The 12,738-nt window shown below is 39.1% G+C and carries 17 protein-coding genes; 12 read left to right on the forward strand and 5 right to left on the reverse strand.

Annotated features, from left to right (window positions below):
* Nucleotides 1–30 precede the first annotated feature (30 nt).
* The 3 genes from tdh (at nucleotide 31) to glpG (ending at nucleotide 2,284) form a co-directional block, all read left to right on the forward strand.
* Nucleotides 31–1,056 carry an L-threonine 3-dehydrogenase gene (gene tdh / locus AAEZ18_RS08120; protein ID WP_011328972.1) on the forward strand — a complete coding sequence of 342 codons (1,026 nt, stop codon included), beginning with the start codon at nucleotides 31–33 and terminating at the stop codon, nucleotides 1,054–1,056.
* Between the two features lie 89 nt (nucleotides 1,057–1,145).
* Nucleotides 1,146–1,463, forward strand: coding sequence for a thiosulfate sulfurtransferase GlpE (gene glpE / locus AAEZ18_RS08125; RefSeq protein WP_011328971.1), 318 nt, complete (start codon nucleotides 1,146–1,148; stop codon nucleotides 1,461–1,463).
* Nucleotides 1,460–2,284 (forward strand): rhomboid family intramembrane serine protease GlpG, encoded by an 825-nt coding sequence (glpG, locus tag AAEZ18_RS08130; RefSeq protein ID WP_350594392.1) that lies wholly within the window; start codon nucleotides 1,460–1,462, stop codon nucleotides 2,282–2,284. The genes glpE and glpG overlap by 4 nt, the downstream gene beginning before the upstream one ends.
* Here the strand turns inward: glpG and AAEZ18_RS08135 are convergent.
* Nucleotides 2,281–2,679, reverse strand: a complete 399-nt coding sequence (locus AAEZ18_RS08135; protein WP_011328969.1) for a flagellar basal body-associated protein FliL — start codon at nucleotides 2,677–2,679, stop codon at nucleotides 2,281–2,283. The genes glpG and AAEZ18_RS08135 overlap by 4 nt on opposite strands.
* Nucleotides 2,680–2,834: 155 nt before the next feature.
* Here AAEZ18_RS08135 and AAEZ18_RS08140 point away from each other — a divergent pair, with 155 nt between their 5' ends.
* Nucleotides 2,835–3,380: a chorismate--pyruvate lyase family protein gene (locus AAEZ18_RS08140; RefSeq protein ID WP_011328968.1), complete on the forward strand. Its 546-nt coding sequence runs from the start codon at nucleotides 2,835–2,837 to the stop codon at nucleotides 3,378–3,380.
* The gene (gene ubiA / locus AAEZ18_RS08145) at nucleotides 3,377–4,255 is read left to right on the forward strand and encodes a 4-hydroxybenzoate octaprenyltransferase (RefSeq protein WP_350594395.1); all 879 of its coding nucleotides are present in this window, start codon (nucleotides 3,377–3,379) and stop codon (nucleotides 4,253–4,255) included. Before AAEZ18_RS08140 ends, ubiA begins: the two co-directional genes overlap by 4 nt.
* Before the next feature lie 18 nt (nucleotides 4,256–4,273).
* Here ubiA and AAEZ18_RS08150 read toward each other — a convergent pair whose 3' ends face one another.
* The 3 genes from AAEZ18_RS08150 to AAEZ18_RS08160 form a co-directional block, all read right to left on the reverse strand.
* Nucleotides 4,274–4,894, reverse strand: a complete 621-nt coding sequence (locus tag AAEZ18_RS08150) for a 2OG-Fe(II) oxygenase (RefSeq protein WP_041454529.1) — start codon at nucleotides 4,892–4,894, stop codon at nucleotides 4,274–4,276.
* Between the two features lie 92 nt (nucleotides 4,895–4,986).
* Nucleotides 4,987–5,871, reverse strand: a complete 885-nt coding sequence (locus tag AAEZ18_RS08155) for a LysR family transcriptional regulator (protein ID WP_041454528.1) — start codon at nucleotides 5,869–5,871, stop codon at nucleotides 4,987–4,989.
* A 304-nt stretch (nucleotides 5,872–6,175) separates the two neighbouring features.
* Nucleotides 6,176–6,598, reverse strand: coding sequence for a DUF2721 domain-containing protein (locus AAEZ18_RS08160; protein ID WP_011328964.1), 423 nt, complete (start codon nucleotides 6,596–6,598; stop codon nucleotides 6,176–6,178).
* Between the two features lie 80 nt (nucleotides 6,599–6,678).
* Between AAEZ18_RS08160 and AAEZ18_RS08165 the strand changes: the two genes are divergently transcribed.
* Genes AAEZ18_RS08165 through tsaD form a run of 3 tightly spaced genes read left to right on the forward strand, consistent with a single transcriptional unit; the run spans nucleotide 6,679 to nucleotide 8,682 of the window.
* Nucleotides 6,679–7,041: a putative signal transducing protein gene (locus tag AAEZ18_RS08165; protein ID WP_208834294.1), complete on the forward strand. Its 363-nt coding sequence runs from the start codon at nucleotides 6,679–6,681 to the stop codon at nucleotides 7,039–7,041.
* The gene (locus AAEZ18_RS08170; protein ID WP_011328962.1) at nucleotides 7,025–7,615 is read left to right on the forward strand and encodes a YjaG family protein; all 591 of its coding nucleotides are present in this window, start codon (nucleotides 7,025–7,027) and stop codon (nucleotides 7,613–7,615) included. The genes AAEZ18_RS08165 and AAEZ18_RS08170 overlap by 17 nt, the downstream gene beginning before the upstream one ends.
* A gap of 53 nt (nucleotides 7,616–7,668) precedes the next feature.
* Nucleotides 7,669–8,682, forward strand: coding sequence for a tRNA (adenosine(37)-N6)-threonylcarbamoyltransferase complex transferase subunit TsaD (tsaD, locus tag AAEZ18_RS08175; protein ID WP_011328961.1), 1,014 nt, complete (start codon nucleotides 7,669–7,671; stop codon nucleotides 8,680–8,682).
* 6 nt (nucleotides 8,683–8,688) lie between these two features.
* On the opposite strand, the gene plsY is transcribed toward tsaD, so the two are convergent.
* Nucleotides 8,689–9,300, reverse strand: coding sequence for a glycerol-3-phosphate 1-O-acyltransferase PlsY (gene plsY / locus AAEZ18_RS08180; protein ID WP_058373966.1), 612 nt, complete (start codon nucleotides 9,298–9,300; stop codon nucleotides 8,689–8,691).
* A 208-nt stretch (nucleotides 9,301–9,508) separates the two neighbouring features.
* Here plsY and folB point away from each other — a divergent pair, with 208 nt between their 5' ends.
* The 4 genes from folB to mpl all read left to right on the forward strand — a co-directional run bounded on the left by folB (nucleotide 9,509) and on the right by mpl (nucleotide 12,737).
* Nucleotides 9,509–9,868 (forward strand): dihydroneopterin aldolase, encoded by a 360-nt coding sequence (folB, locus tag AAEZ18_RS08185; protein ID WP_350549760.1) that lies wholly within the window; start codon nucleotides 9,509–9,511, stop codon nucleotides 9,866–9,868.
* Nucleotides 9,869–10,357: a 2-amino-4-hydroxy-6-hydroxymethyldihydropteridine diphosphokinase gene (gene folK / locus AAEZ18_RS08190; protein WP_182677866.1), complete on the forward strand. Its 489-nt coding sequence runs from the start codon at nucleotides 9,869–9,871 to the stop codon at nucleotides 10,355–10,357. It begins immediately after the preceding gene.
* The gene (locus tag AAEZ18_RS08195; RefSeq protein ID WP_350549757.1) at nucleotides 10,354–11,154 is read left to right on the forward strand and encodes an undecaprenyl-diphosphate phosphatase; all 801 of its coding nucleotides are present in this window, start codon (nucleotides 10,354–10,356) and stop codon (nucleotides 11,152–11,154) included. The genes folK and AAEZ18_RS08195 overlap by 4 nt, the downstream gene beginning before the upstream one ends.
* Nucleotides 11,155–11,381: 227 nt before the next feature.
* Nucleotides 11,382–12,737, forward strand: a complete 1,356-nt coding sequence (gene mpl, locus AAEZ18_RS08200; RefSeq protein ID WP_086993990.1) for a UDP-N-acetylmuramate:L-alanyl-gamma-D-glutamyl-meso-diaminopimelate ligase — start codon at nucleotides 11,382–11,384, stop codon at nucleotides 12,735–12,737.
* The last annotated feature ends 1 nt before the right edge of the window (nucleotide 12,738 follow it).

The raw sequence follows: 12,738 nt of genomic DNA on the forward strand, positions 1-12,738 counted from the left end.
TAGCCGCGGTTTTTTAGTTGAGTGTGAATTATGAAAGCATTATCTAAATTAAAAGCAGAACCGGGTATTTGGATGACAGATGCGCCAAAACCAGAAGTTGGCCATAACGACCTGCTAATTAAAATTCGTAAAACTGCAATTTGTGGCACCGACGTTCATATTTATAAGTGGGACGAGTGGGCGCAAAAAACTATTCCTACACCTATGGTTGTTGGCCATGAGTATGTTGGCGAAGTGGTCGATATGGGCCAAGAAGTACGTGGTTTTAAGGTTGGCGACCGAGTATCTGGCGAAGGCCATATCACGTGTGGCCATTGTCGTAACTGTCGTGCAGGGCGCGTACATTTATGTCGTAACACCACAGGTGTAGGCGTAAATCGCGAAGGTGCATTTGCTGAATACTTAGTTATACCAGCGTTTAATGCGTTTAAAATTCCTGATAATATTTCAGACGAATTAGCATCAATTTTTGATCCTTTTGGTAATGCCGTACATACCGCGCTGTCGTTTGATTTAGTCGGCGAAGATGTATTAATTACTGGTGCAGGCCCCATTGGTATTATGGCAGCAGCAGTGGCAAAGCACGTAGGCGCACGTCACGTAGTTATTAGCGATGTAAACGAATACCGCTTAGAGCTAGCACGCAAAATGGGTGCAACACGCGCTGTTAACGTAGCCAACGAAAAGCTTGAAGATGTAATAAAAGAGCTAGGTATGACTGAAGGCTTCGATATTGGTCTTGAAATGTCGGGTGTACCAAGTGCTTTTAATTCTATGCTAAATAATATGAACCATGGCGGTAAAGTTGCCATGCTAGGTATTCCACCATCAGATATGGCGGTAGACTGGAACCAAGTTATTTTTAAAGGCTTAGTGATCAAAGGTATTTATGGCCGTGAAATGTTCGAAACCTGGTATAAAATGGCAAGTCTTATTCAATCAGGTTTAGACTTAAACCCAATTATCACTCATCAATATTCAATAGACGACTTTCAAGCTGGTTTTGATATGATGATTTCAGGACAATCAGGCAAAGTGATACTAAACTGGGATTAATTTAGTTTAATACGGTTTTATAAATGGTATTAAAAGGGCGGCTTGAGTCGCCTTTTTTATTGATTTAATTATTTTTAAAAGAGATTTCAATGGCATTTAAACATATATCAATAGCACAAACTCTTGAATTATTAGATAAAGAAGACGTGGTAATTGCAGACATCCGCGATCCAAATTCATATCAAGCGGGGCATATTCCAGGTTCTGAAGCGCTTTCGAACGCTAACATTGCACATTTTATGATGGAAAAAGAGTTTGATCAGCCAATAATTATTGTTTGTTATCACGGTATGAGCTCGCAAGGCGCAGCAAGCTACTTAGTGGAGCAAGGTTTTGAAGATGTGTACAGTATGGATGGTGGTTTTACAGCATGGGAAGCGGCCTACAGCGAGAAAGTTGAACGATGATAGAGCTTGGCAGTTTAAATAATCCGCGTGCTGCACAAGGCTTTATAGACTATTTAAAAAGCCAAGGCTTGCAAGGCGAGTTACGCTCAACAGATGGTAGCACAGTAATTATTAGCGTTTTACCTGAGCACTTTCATCAAGTGCAACCGCTTTGGGCTGAGTTTACGCAAAATCCTAATCATGCCCGCTACCAGCAAGCATCTTGGGAAGTTGGAAGCACGCAATCACCGCTTAAGTATCAAGGGCAATCGCTGAATTTAGTGGCGCGATTTAAAGCGCTTAGCTGGCTTAATCAAACGGTTAGCATTTTAAGTGTTGTTATTTATATTGCATTTTTATTGGGTGGATTTGAAACAATATATACCACGTTGCAGTTTAATCCTGCCGAGCCATTAACGTGGATTACCCCTGCTATAGTGCACTTTAGCGCCATGCATATTGTATTTAACTTAGTTTGGTGGGTGTCGCTTGGCGATAATATCGAAAAACAATGTGGCAAGCTCAGCTTAATCGGGCTGTTTGTGGTAAGCGCCTTAATCAGCAATTGGGCACAATATTTAATGGTTGGCCCTAACTTTGGTGGCCTAAGTGGCGTGGTATACGCGCTACTTGGCTTTTGCTGGATCCACAGCGCCTTAAACCCTAAACAACCTGCATTAGTAAGCACTGCAATTATTGGTTTTATGCTAATTTGGTTGGTGCTCGGTTTTGCGGATGTGTTGTTTATAGGGATGGCTAATTGGGCGCATTTAGGCGGGTTAATTAGCGGTATGGCTTACGCCGTTACCACGTCTATATTAAAAACTAAAAGCCACAATTAATGATATAAATACTTGGTGAACAAGACTTCACGGATGATCTCTTGTCCCGTTTCTTCTTTTAATAAGCTTTTAAGTTTTGCTGCACTTTTTACTCTTATTTCTTCACGCCCACTGAGCGATTTTATTTTATCTTCAGGTTCTTTAGATAAAATTTCAACTAAGGCGTCGCGCAGCAATGGCGTATGGTGCTCTACGGTTGCAATATCTGATGCGTTATTAAGCATTAAATCGATAGTAATGCGCACATAGCCCATTTTTTTACTCGATGCGCCAATATAGTTGGTAATAATGTCTGGCTCAAAACCAAAGTAACCCACAGTCGAATCTGCTCGTGCGGTTAAGCTTACTAAACTTGCGATAAGTACAAAAAGGCCGGCGAATACTGTTTTTTTCATGTTAAATGCTGTTTTTTATAAACGTGTTGTAAATAGTCTATACCTTATAGTGCCTAATATACAGCGCAGAGCAACTATTAGTGGCAGTAAATCGTACTTTTTCAAATGCTTTGGCAATGTTATTATTCAACTGATTTTTATTAAGTAGAGCAATTGTGATTACTTTCCCTGTTTCATTATCTGCCGATTGGCAATGTGCCTCACTGTTTAGTGATTTATCGAGTGCAGAGCAAGAGTGGTTATTTGAACCGCATTCATTAACAGCCAAATTAAAAAGTCGCTCACAGTGTTTTAGTGTAAAAGTACTTAGTGAGCAAGAGTTTGAGCTTAGTGCAGAGCAACAACAATTATTAGGCTGTACGCAAACTACTGCGCTTAACCGTGAGGTACTTTTACTTTGCGACAATAAACCGGTTGTATATGCGCAAAGCTGGTTGCCAGCAAGTGTTAACGCCGCAAATAATAAATTACATAATATGGGGGAGCGACCATTAGGCGATGTGATTTTTCAAGATCCACAATTAACCCGCACAGATATAGAAATTGCGCGCTTTAATACCCAGCATTCATTACAACAGCTTGTTGCACAATTAAAGTTACCATCGCAAAGTTTACTTGGCCGTCGCAGTCTATTTTCGCTTAAAGACTATAAATTTTTAGTGTGTGAAGTGTTTTTACCAGGAGCGTATTTGTACTCATGAAATTAGCGCGTTTAACCCCAAGCCATATTCCTTATTATATTGCGCTCATGCGTATAGATAAACCAATAGGTACTTTACTATTACTTTGGCCAACATATTGGGCGCTGTGGTTAGCAAATGCAGGAATGCCAAGTTTAACTAACTTTATAGTATTTACGCTGGGTGTTGTGATAATGCGCAGCGCCGGATGCGTTATTAATGATTTTGCCGACAGAAAAATAGATGGTTCGGTTAAACGTACAATGCAGCGGCCATTAGTTTCAGGACAGGTTAGTAGTGGTGAAGCGATTAGTTTGTTTATATTATTAATAACAGTCGCATTTTTACTGGTGTTAATGCTTAGTGTAAATACAATATTACTCTCTTTTGGTGCACTTGCTTTAGCGTTTTGTTACCCGTTTATGAAGCGTTATACACAATTACCGCAAGTGGTGTTAGGCGCAGCATTTGGTTGGGCTATTCCTATGGCTTTTATGGCGTCAATTAATGCACTTCCTATACAGGCTTGGCTGTTATTTATTGCTAATATTTGCTGGACGGTAGCCTACGACACTATGTATGCCATGGTCGACAGAGATGATGACTTAAAAATAGGGGTTAAATCTACCGCTATTTTATTTGGTAAATACGATCGTCACATTATAGGGTTACTTAATTTAGCCTTTATAGCGTTAATGCTCGCTATAGGAGCACTTAATAATATTGGGCTGAGTTATTGGCTTGGTCTTAGTGTTGCTATTGTATTGTTAGTTTACCAACAAGTGCTTATTCAACAACGCGCACGCACCGATTGTTTTAAAGCGTTTTTAAACAATCATTATGTAGGATTAGCCTTTTTTATCGGCTTATTGTTTTCCTACCCTGTCGCACTTTAATAACAGGGTAGAGTATTGTTAGCGGGGTGGATCAATAATGCCACTGATTGACGTGTTTTTTCTGAACCAACCAGCAATCGAGTAGCGTTCATCAACCGCAGGTAGCACTTCATGAACAAAGCGTTCGCTTTCAAATAATACTAAGGTGCCAGCTGTTGGCCTAATAGTAATTTCAATGTCTTTACTTTTAGGTTTATAAATAACTAACTCGCCGCCTTGCTGTGGCGTGTTTAAGTATAAAACGGTGGTAAAAACACGGTTAGAACGACCTTTAAAAGCATCAACATGCTTTTTATAAAAATCACCTAAAGTATATTTTGCGTAGTGGCATTCATAATCAAATAACCCCATAAAAAAACACCGGTTAAGTGTTGTTCTAATGCCTTCCATCGCAGTTTGATAATTTTTTTGGGCTTGCGAACTGCCATCAAACCAGTATGTTTTGTCTTTGCGAATAGTGCTATCAATTTGCTGATTATTTAAGCGGCCAATTCCAGCTAAGCTAAAGTGCGGGTTTATCCGGTAACAATCGGCCATTAAATCAGACATTAAGCCTTCATCAATGGCGTTTTCAACAATAGCGTAACCATAAGCTTCAATATGATCTAAATATATTTCTGAGGTAATAAAGTTGCCCATTGATACTAATTATTAAAATAAAGAGCAGCTAGTCTAGTGCAAAGCAACTTAATAGCCATCATTTATATGTTTAAAGGCACTTATTTTATTTATTAATTTACCGTCATAGCCATTTTTTTTATCAGTGATAACAGGTGCTCTATATGCTCACCCACTTCAATTTTTTGACTCGTTTGTACTATAAGTTGCTCACGGCTTAGGTCTTTATTGGTTTTTAACTGAATAAGATTACTATTTTCAGCAATAGCATTGGTGTGCTCAATGCCTGCTATTGCAAAATGATCTGACTTTTCAAGACCTGCCATTACTTGCTCTATGCTGCCAACTTTAATGCTAGATGATTTGTTTAATCCATCAATGGCTTCATTAAGCATAAGTTGTACGGGTTTAGATTGTGAAAAACAACCAAACATAGGGTAGTGATCTAGCTCTTGTTTGCTAATGTCGGCTTTATGCGCAAGAGGGTGGTTTTTAGAAACAAATAAAATTAGCTGATCAGGTAAGTGAATATCACTACCAATGCTATTAATGGCTTGCGAATAAACACTAATATCTATTTCGCCCTGTTGCAGTTTACGCGAAAGTTCTTGTTTATCTTGGAGTTGCATTTCAATTTTAATATGCGGATATTGATTTAAAAATTGCCCACACGAAATAGGTACAACACTACTTGCTTTGTTGGTGTAGCCAATAATTAGCTTTTTTTCAATAGTGCCATTAATAGATTGAAAAATACGCTGCTTAGTTAATGCCAACTCACTAAGCGTATTTTTAGCATAATCAAGAAAAAGTTCACCAGCATCGGTAAGGTGTACCGAGCGAGTAGAGCGTTTAACTAACTCGTAGCCTATTTCTTCTTCAAGAGTTTGAATGCTACGTGTAAGCGCCGACGTGCTTATTTTAGTTTGTTCTGCGGCTTGTCTGAAGTGGCGTAACATGCCAAGTGCTATGAATTGTTCCAGTTGTTCAAATCTCACTTTATAGTCCCTTTTTATAAGTAAGTCGCATATACGCGAACATAGTAATATTACTTATTAATCTATTAAAATTAATAAGTAATATTTAAATGCGATTGTAAATTTATAATAAATTTCAATCAGCATATCCCTCTTTTAGTATTAATTAAAGAGTGAAATTGTTAAATAGTATTATCCTTTAGGTTAATAACTAATAGTTTGTTATGTGTTTTAAGCTTTTATTATGCAAGTAACATATAAAGTAGCTTTGCCTTAAGGGTTAATAAACCACTGTGCAAAAATTATTATTTGAAACTATAAGCTTTTATTCAACAAAGTTACGACTAACCCGGTTGCTCAATGGTTTATTTTCAATGCTTTGCAGTTCTATTTCAATTGCATCGCAAGAAATATGAATTTCAAATAACGAAGTTAATAACGATAAACTTAAGCAAGTAAGACTAACGCCAAATAAAATAATTCCAGTAGTATTGAGCTCTATAAATAACGCAAACATGGAAAGTGTGCATAGTAAAAAAGATACAACTCCATATACCTGCATGGTTCTTATAAGTTTTATACGCTTTCTTAAATTGGTTATTTGCGCAACAACAACCGGGCGAATTGATTCACCTTCACGGGCGTTTAATCCTCTAATTAATTGCGCTATTACTAAAAATCGGTTTGTATAGGCAAGTAGTAACAATGAAATAGCCGGAAAAAGTAATCCTGGAGTTGTAAGTGTCATATTTATTCCTGCAAGCTGGCTAGTTTATGAATTAACACATTAATGAAAGGCATTGTAAACACAAATAAATGAGGTGAAAATTGCAAAATACTAATAGTGATAACTTAACCGTTGACCCTTTCGCATGGATCACAATATATCGCGCTGAAAATAGTTTAGAAGCGAATATAATTAAAGGCTTAATTTTAAATGATGGCATAGAGTGTCAAATTAAAGGTGAAATGCTGCAAGGAGCTTTGGGAGAAATACCGTTTGATCAGGCTCAAGCCAGTGTGCAGGTTTATGCGATAAAAGAGCGCCATGCGCGACAAATATTGGTAAACTACCAGCAAGTAAAACAATCAGCTCCAGATTGGGTGTGTCCTAATTGTAATGAGCATAATGGATCAACATTTGAATTTTGTTGGTCATGCGAGACGTTAAAAAATGACAAAAGCAAATAACTTTCAGCGTATTAGAGAGCTAAACTACTTACAAAAAGCAGTGTTAGCCAGTGCCTTAATTGAGCGTATGCTACCTAACTATGGCCTATTTAGTGAAGCAACAGGGTTTGGTGACGAAACTGTTTTACGCAGTGCTTTGAATGTGTGCTGGGAAAAAATACTGCTACCAAAAAGTAAGATTGATCTTGAAAAGCAAATCGAAAAAATAGAACCCAATGTGCCTGAGCTAGCTGACTTTGATATGTTTGGTACGTATCCGGCAATTGATGCCGCGACCGCATTATTAAGCCTTATGCATGGTTTAATGGCGCAAGATGAGCAAGAGCTCATAAATATAAGTAAAATATCGCAAGCAACGGTTGCCCGCTTTATTGAATATCAAATGACGGTTGAAGGTGAAGTTGCCGATAACAAAGCAATACGCGAACACCCTCTAATGCAATACGAAATGGATGTATTAGGCGAGCTAATTGACTTTGTAGAAGCCATGGGCCGTGTGACCTCTGATAATGTTAAAGAACTTAAAAAACATGTGCTTGCAGATGGGCAAACCAATATTGGTTTAACATTATAAAACGTAAATAATTTAGTTTAAAAAGCACCTAAATAGGTGGCAGGAGAAAAACAGTGCGAATTTTGGGCATTGAATCGTCATGCGATGAAACCGGTATTGCTATATACGATGACGAAAAAGGTTTATTGGCGCATCAATTATATAGCCAAGTAAAAGTACACGCAGATTATGGCGGTGTAGTGCCAGAGCTGGCATCACGGGATCATGTACGTAAAACACTGCCCCTTATCGACGCTGCATTTGCACAAGCGGGTTGCGGCCCTGAAGATTTAGATGGCGTTGCGTATACAGCAGGCCCAGGTTTAGTTGGCGCACTTCTAGTTGGCACCTCAATTGGTCGCTCTCTTGCTTATGGTTGGGATATTCCCGCAGTAGCAGTGCATCATATGGAAGGGCATTTATTAGCGCCGATGCTTGAGGAAAATGTTCCTGAGTTTCCGTTTATTGCTTTGCTAGTATCGGGCGGACACACCATGATGGTTAAAGTAGCCGGTATTGGCCAATATGAAGTGCTGGGTGAGTCGGTTGATGATGCAGCAGGCGAAGCATTTGATAAAACAGCAAAATTACTAGGACTTGATTACCCCGGTGGCCCACGTTTAGCTAAAATGGCAGAGCAGGGGGTGGCTAAGCGATTTATATTTCCACGTCCGATGACAGACAAGCCTGGTCTAGATTTTAGTTTTAGCGGTTTAAAAACAGCAGCGTCTATCACTATTCGTGAAAACAATGATGACGAGCAAACTAAAGCCGATATAGCGCATGCATTTCAAACCGCGGTTATCGATACCTTGGTAATAAAATGCAAACGTGCACTTAAGCAAACAGGTATAAAACGGTTAGTAATTGCTGGTGGTGTAAGTGCTAATACGCAGTTACGTTTGCAGTTAGAGCGTGTGATGCAAGGTATGAAAGGGCAAGTGTATTATCCGCGTACCGAATTTTGTACCGACAATGGCGCTATGATTGCGTACGCAGGGATGCAAAGATTAAAAGCAGGGCAATTTGCTACCCTTGATATGAAAACTAAACCACGCTGGCCAATCGACAGTCTAGAAGCCATTTAATAGCAGTTAAATATCGCTTTTTTCATCAGTGGGTGCTTTTTTAGCGCCCACTTTTGGCTCGTCACCACTAAATAACCGTGCGATATTAGAGCGATGCCTAAAAATAATTAGTACCGTAATAAAGGTAACGGGTAGCGTATAAAGTGGCTTTATTAACCAAGTGTATAAAGGTGCAAGCGAAACCGCAACTAAGGCAGCAAGAGAAGAATAGCGCGTTATTGCTACCATAATAAACCAAGTACAAATTAACAAACCCGCCAGAGATAGCCCTATAGGTAATAAAGACCCAAAAGCAGTGGCTACCGCTTTACCTCCTTTAAAACCAAAAAATAACGGGAACATGTGCCCTAAACAGGCAGCCACAGCGACTAAACCAAGCGCAAGCGGCTCAAGATCTAAAAAGTAAGCCCCCCAAACGGGAATAGTGCCTTTTAAAATATCAAATACCAGTACTAAACAAGCGGGTAGTGCGCCCCCCAGCCGATAAACATTAGTTGCCCCTGGATTATTAGAGCCATTACTACGCGGATCGGGGAGTTTAAATAACCGCGAGACGAGTATGGCCGACGAAATCGACCCAAGTAAATAGGCTAAAATAAACATTAAAGTGGCTAACACGTGCTTCCTTATTTTTTAATTGTACTTTTTCGGCTATTATTGACGTCAAAATTTATAAACTGCTTTAATTACTAACTAGTATAGCTACCTTGTTATTGTAGAAGTAATTTATATGTATTTAAACACTGCTTAAAGTATATACAGTATTAATTTAATTGATACATTATGCAGTTAACTCAGTGGCTTGTTACTGTCATTAGGAGCATTAATGGACAAGGTATTTATATCGCAATTACACGTCGACACTATTATTGGAGTGTACGACTTTGAAAAAAAAAGTAAACAAAGCCTTTACTTTGACGTTGAAATGTTAAGTGATATTAAACCTGCAGCTGCAAACGATGATATTAATTTAGCACTCGATTATGCAAAAGTAAGTGAGCGGATTATTGAGCACAGTACGGCAAAGCCGGTAGAGCTGCTCGAAACCTTAGTTGAGCAATTAGCGCATATAATTTTGACTGAGTTTAATACCCCACAAGTTACTATTCGAGTAAGTAAACCTGCAGCCGTTGCTCAGGCGCAAACTGTGGGTGTTGAAATTACGCGTACTAAGGCAAGTATTTAAATGGCGCAAATTTATATTAGTTTAGGGTCAAATATTAATAAAGCGCATTATATGCGCTGCGCGCTCATAGCGCTTAAGCCGCACTTTAACGACTTAGTGCATTCTTCAGTATTTGAAAGTGAAGCGGTTGGATTTGCTGGTAATAACTTTTATAACTCGGTGGTTGGTGCTACAACCGATATGCCATTAGCAAATGTATGTAGCTTACTAAAGCAAATTGAGCGCAATAATGGTCGTACTGCAAACGATAAAAAGTTTAGCCCGCGGACCCTCGATTTAGATTTACTATTTTATGATGATGTAATTTGCGACTCTCCCGCACAGTTACCACGTGACGAAATTACAAAAAACGCCTTTGTATTACAGCCTCTAGCTGAAGTAGCTCCACATTTTTATCACCCTGTTGCACAGCAAACCATTGCCGAGCTTTGGCGCGAGTACAACAACCCTCAACAAAAACTATGGAAAGTGGAGTTTTCTAACCCATGAGTATTATTGAAATTATTGTTTTAGCTCTTATTCAGGGATTTACTGAATTTTTGCCTATTTCTAGCTCTGCGCACTTAATTTTACCATCGCAAATATTGGGCTGGGAAGATCAAGGGTTAGCATTTGATGTTGCAGTACATGTAGGTACTTTAATTGCAGTAGTGATTTATTTTCGTAAAGAAGTAAGCAGCATACTTAGTGCATGGTTTAAGTCGTTTGGTGCGCAAGGTAGCACCGATGACAGTAAATTAGGCTGGTGGATAATTTTAGGCACAATTCCAGCCGCTATTTTAGGTTTGCTTTTAAAAGATATGATAGAGCTTTATTTGCGTAGCGCATGGGTGATCGCGGTTACCACCATTATATTTGGTTTATTGCTTTGGTATGCGGATGCAAAAGGTAAGCAAACTAAAACGATTTATCAGCTAAATTGGAAAACCGCGCTTATTATAGGCCTAGCACAGGCCGTTGCGATGATCCCAGGCACGTCACGTTCAGGTATTACTATGACTGCGGGTTTAATGCTTGGCATGAATAAACAAAGTGCTGCACGCTTTTCGTTTTTACTGGCAATACCTATCATTTCTATGATGGGCCTTTACTATACCGTTGAGCTTGCACTAGGGGATCATCTAGTTGACTGGAACACCTTGTTATTAGGTGTTGTGTTGTCATTCTTATCGGCTTATGCCTGTATTTATATGTTTTTAAAAGTAATAGAACGCATGGGAATGTTGCCATTTGTTATTTACCGATTATTGCTAGGGGTCGGGTTAATTGTATTTTTAACGCTGTAATTAATATTTTAACTCGTTTAATTTAAGCGTTTAAAAGCCTTCCTAGTGTGGAAGGCTTTTTTGTCAGTGATACTTTTAACGTTAGTGGCTTAATTATTAAGTTACTTAGGCGTTTTTGGCAACAGTGAAATGCGCATGCGCAATGGTAACGAAGCACGAATTTTGGCATTATAGCGCCATTAAACTTTGCTGTTGTGCAAAGTAAGCACACGATTAAAGGAAAGTAGATGCATATTCATATTTTAGGTATTTGTGGCACCTTTATGGGTGGAATAGCTGCGATTGCTAAATCGCTTGGCCATAAAGTAACTGGGTCTGATCAAAACGTTTATCCACCTATGAGCACGCAGCTTGAAGATCTCGGAATTGAGTTAACCCAAGGCTACGAGGTAACCCAATTAGAGCCAGCGCCAGACATGGTGGTTATTGGCAATGCTATGAGCCGAGGCAATCCATGTGTTGAATATGTACTTGATAAAGGTCTGCCTTATACATCTGGGCCTGAATGGCTAAAACATAACTTATTACAAAATTCATGGGTACTTGCTGTTGCTGGTACACATGGTAAAACCACCACAGCGAGTATGCTTGCATGGATTTTAGAGTATGCGGGTTTAAAACCGGGCTTTTTAATTGGCGGCATAGTACAAAATTTTGGCGTGTCGGCCAAAGTAGGCGAAACCCCCTTTTTTGTTATTGAAGCAGACGAATACGACACTGCATTTTTTGATAAGCGCAGTAAGTTTGTGCATTATTTACCGCGAACACTTATTTTAAATAATCTTGAGTTTGATCATGCCGATATTTTTGAAGATTTAAACGCGATTAAAAAACAATTTCATCATTTAATACGTACAGTACCACAAAGTGGCAAAGTTATTTGGCCAAAGGATGATCAAGCACTTAGTGATGTAATAACTCAAGGACTATGGAGCGAAAGTGAAACCTTGGGTATTGATTGGAATTATGAACTAATAAAAGCCGATGGCAGTGAGTTTAAAGTGTTTTTAAATAATGAAAAACAAGGCACCGTTAATTGGCAGGCAATGGGTGAGCACAACGTTAAAAATGCTATTATGGCAATCGCAGCTGCGCGTCATGTGGGCATTGCCGTTGAGCATAGTATAGCGGCACTTGGCGAGTTTATTAGCCCTAAACGACGCATGGAGCTCAAAGCCGATATTAATAATATAAAAGTGTATGACGATTTTGCACATCATCCAACGGCTATTCAAACCACATTAGCAGGGCTGCGCGCTAAAGTAGGCAGTGATAAAATAATTGCTATTTTAGAGCCGCGATCAAACACCATGAAAATGGGCGTGCATCAACATACATTGCTTGCCTCGTTGAGTGATGCCGATGAGGTACTGCTTTTTGAGCCAGAAAACCTAAGCTGGTCGCTGAGCGAACAAGCGGCTACAGCCGGTATGCAGTGTTTTACCAGTACCCAGGTAATTATTGATACCGTACTTGATAATATAGCAGCTAATCAACATATTTTAATAATGAGCAATGGTAGTTTTAATGGCCTGCATCAGCAACTAGTCGATGCACTGGCTAATAAATACAGCGGAGAATAAT

The sequence above is a fragment of the Pseudoalteromonas sp. 19-MNA-CIBAN-0066 genome (assembly GCF_040308705.1).
Classification (GTDB): Bacteria; Pseudomonadota; Gammaproteobacteria; order Enterobacterales; family Alteromonadaceae; genus Pseudoalteromonas; species Pseudoalteromonas nigrifaciens.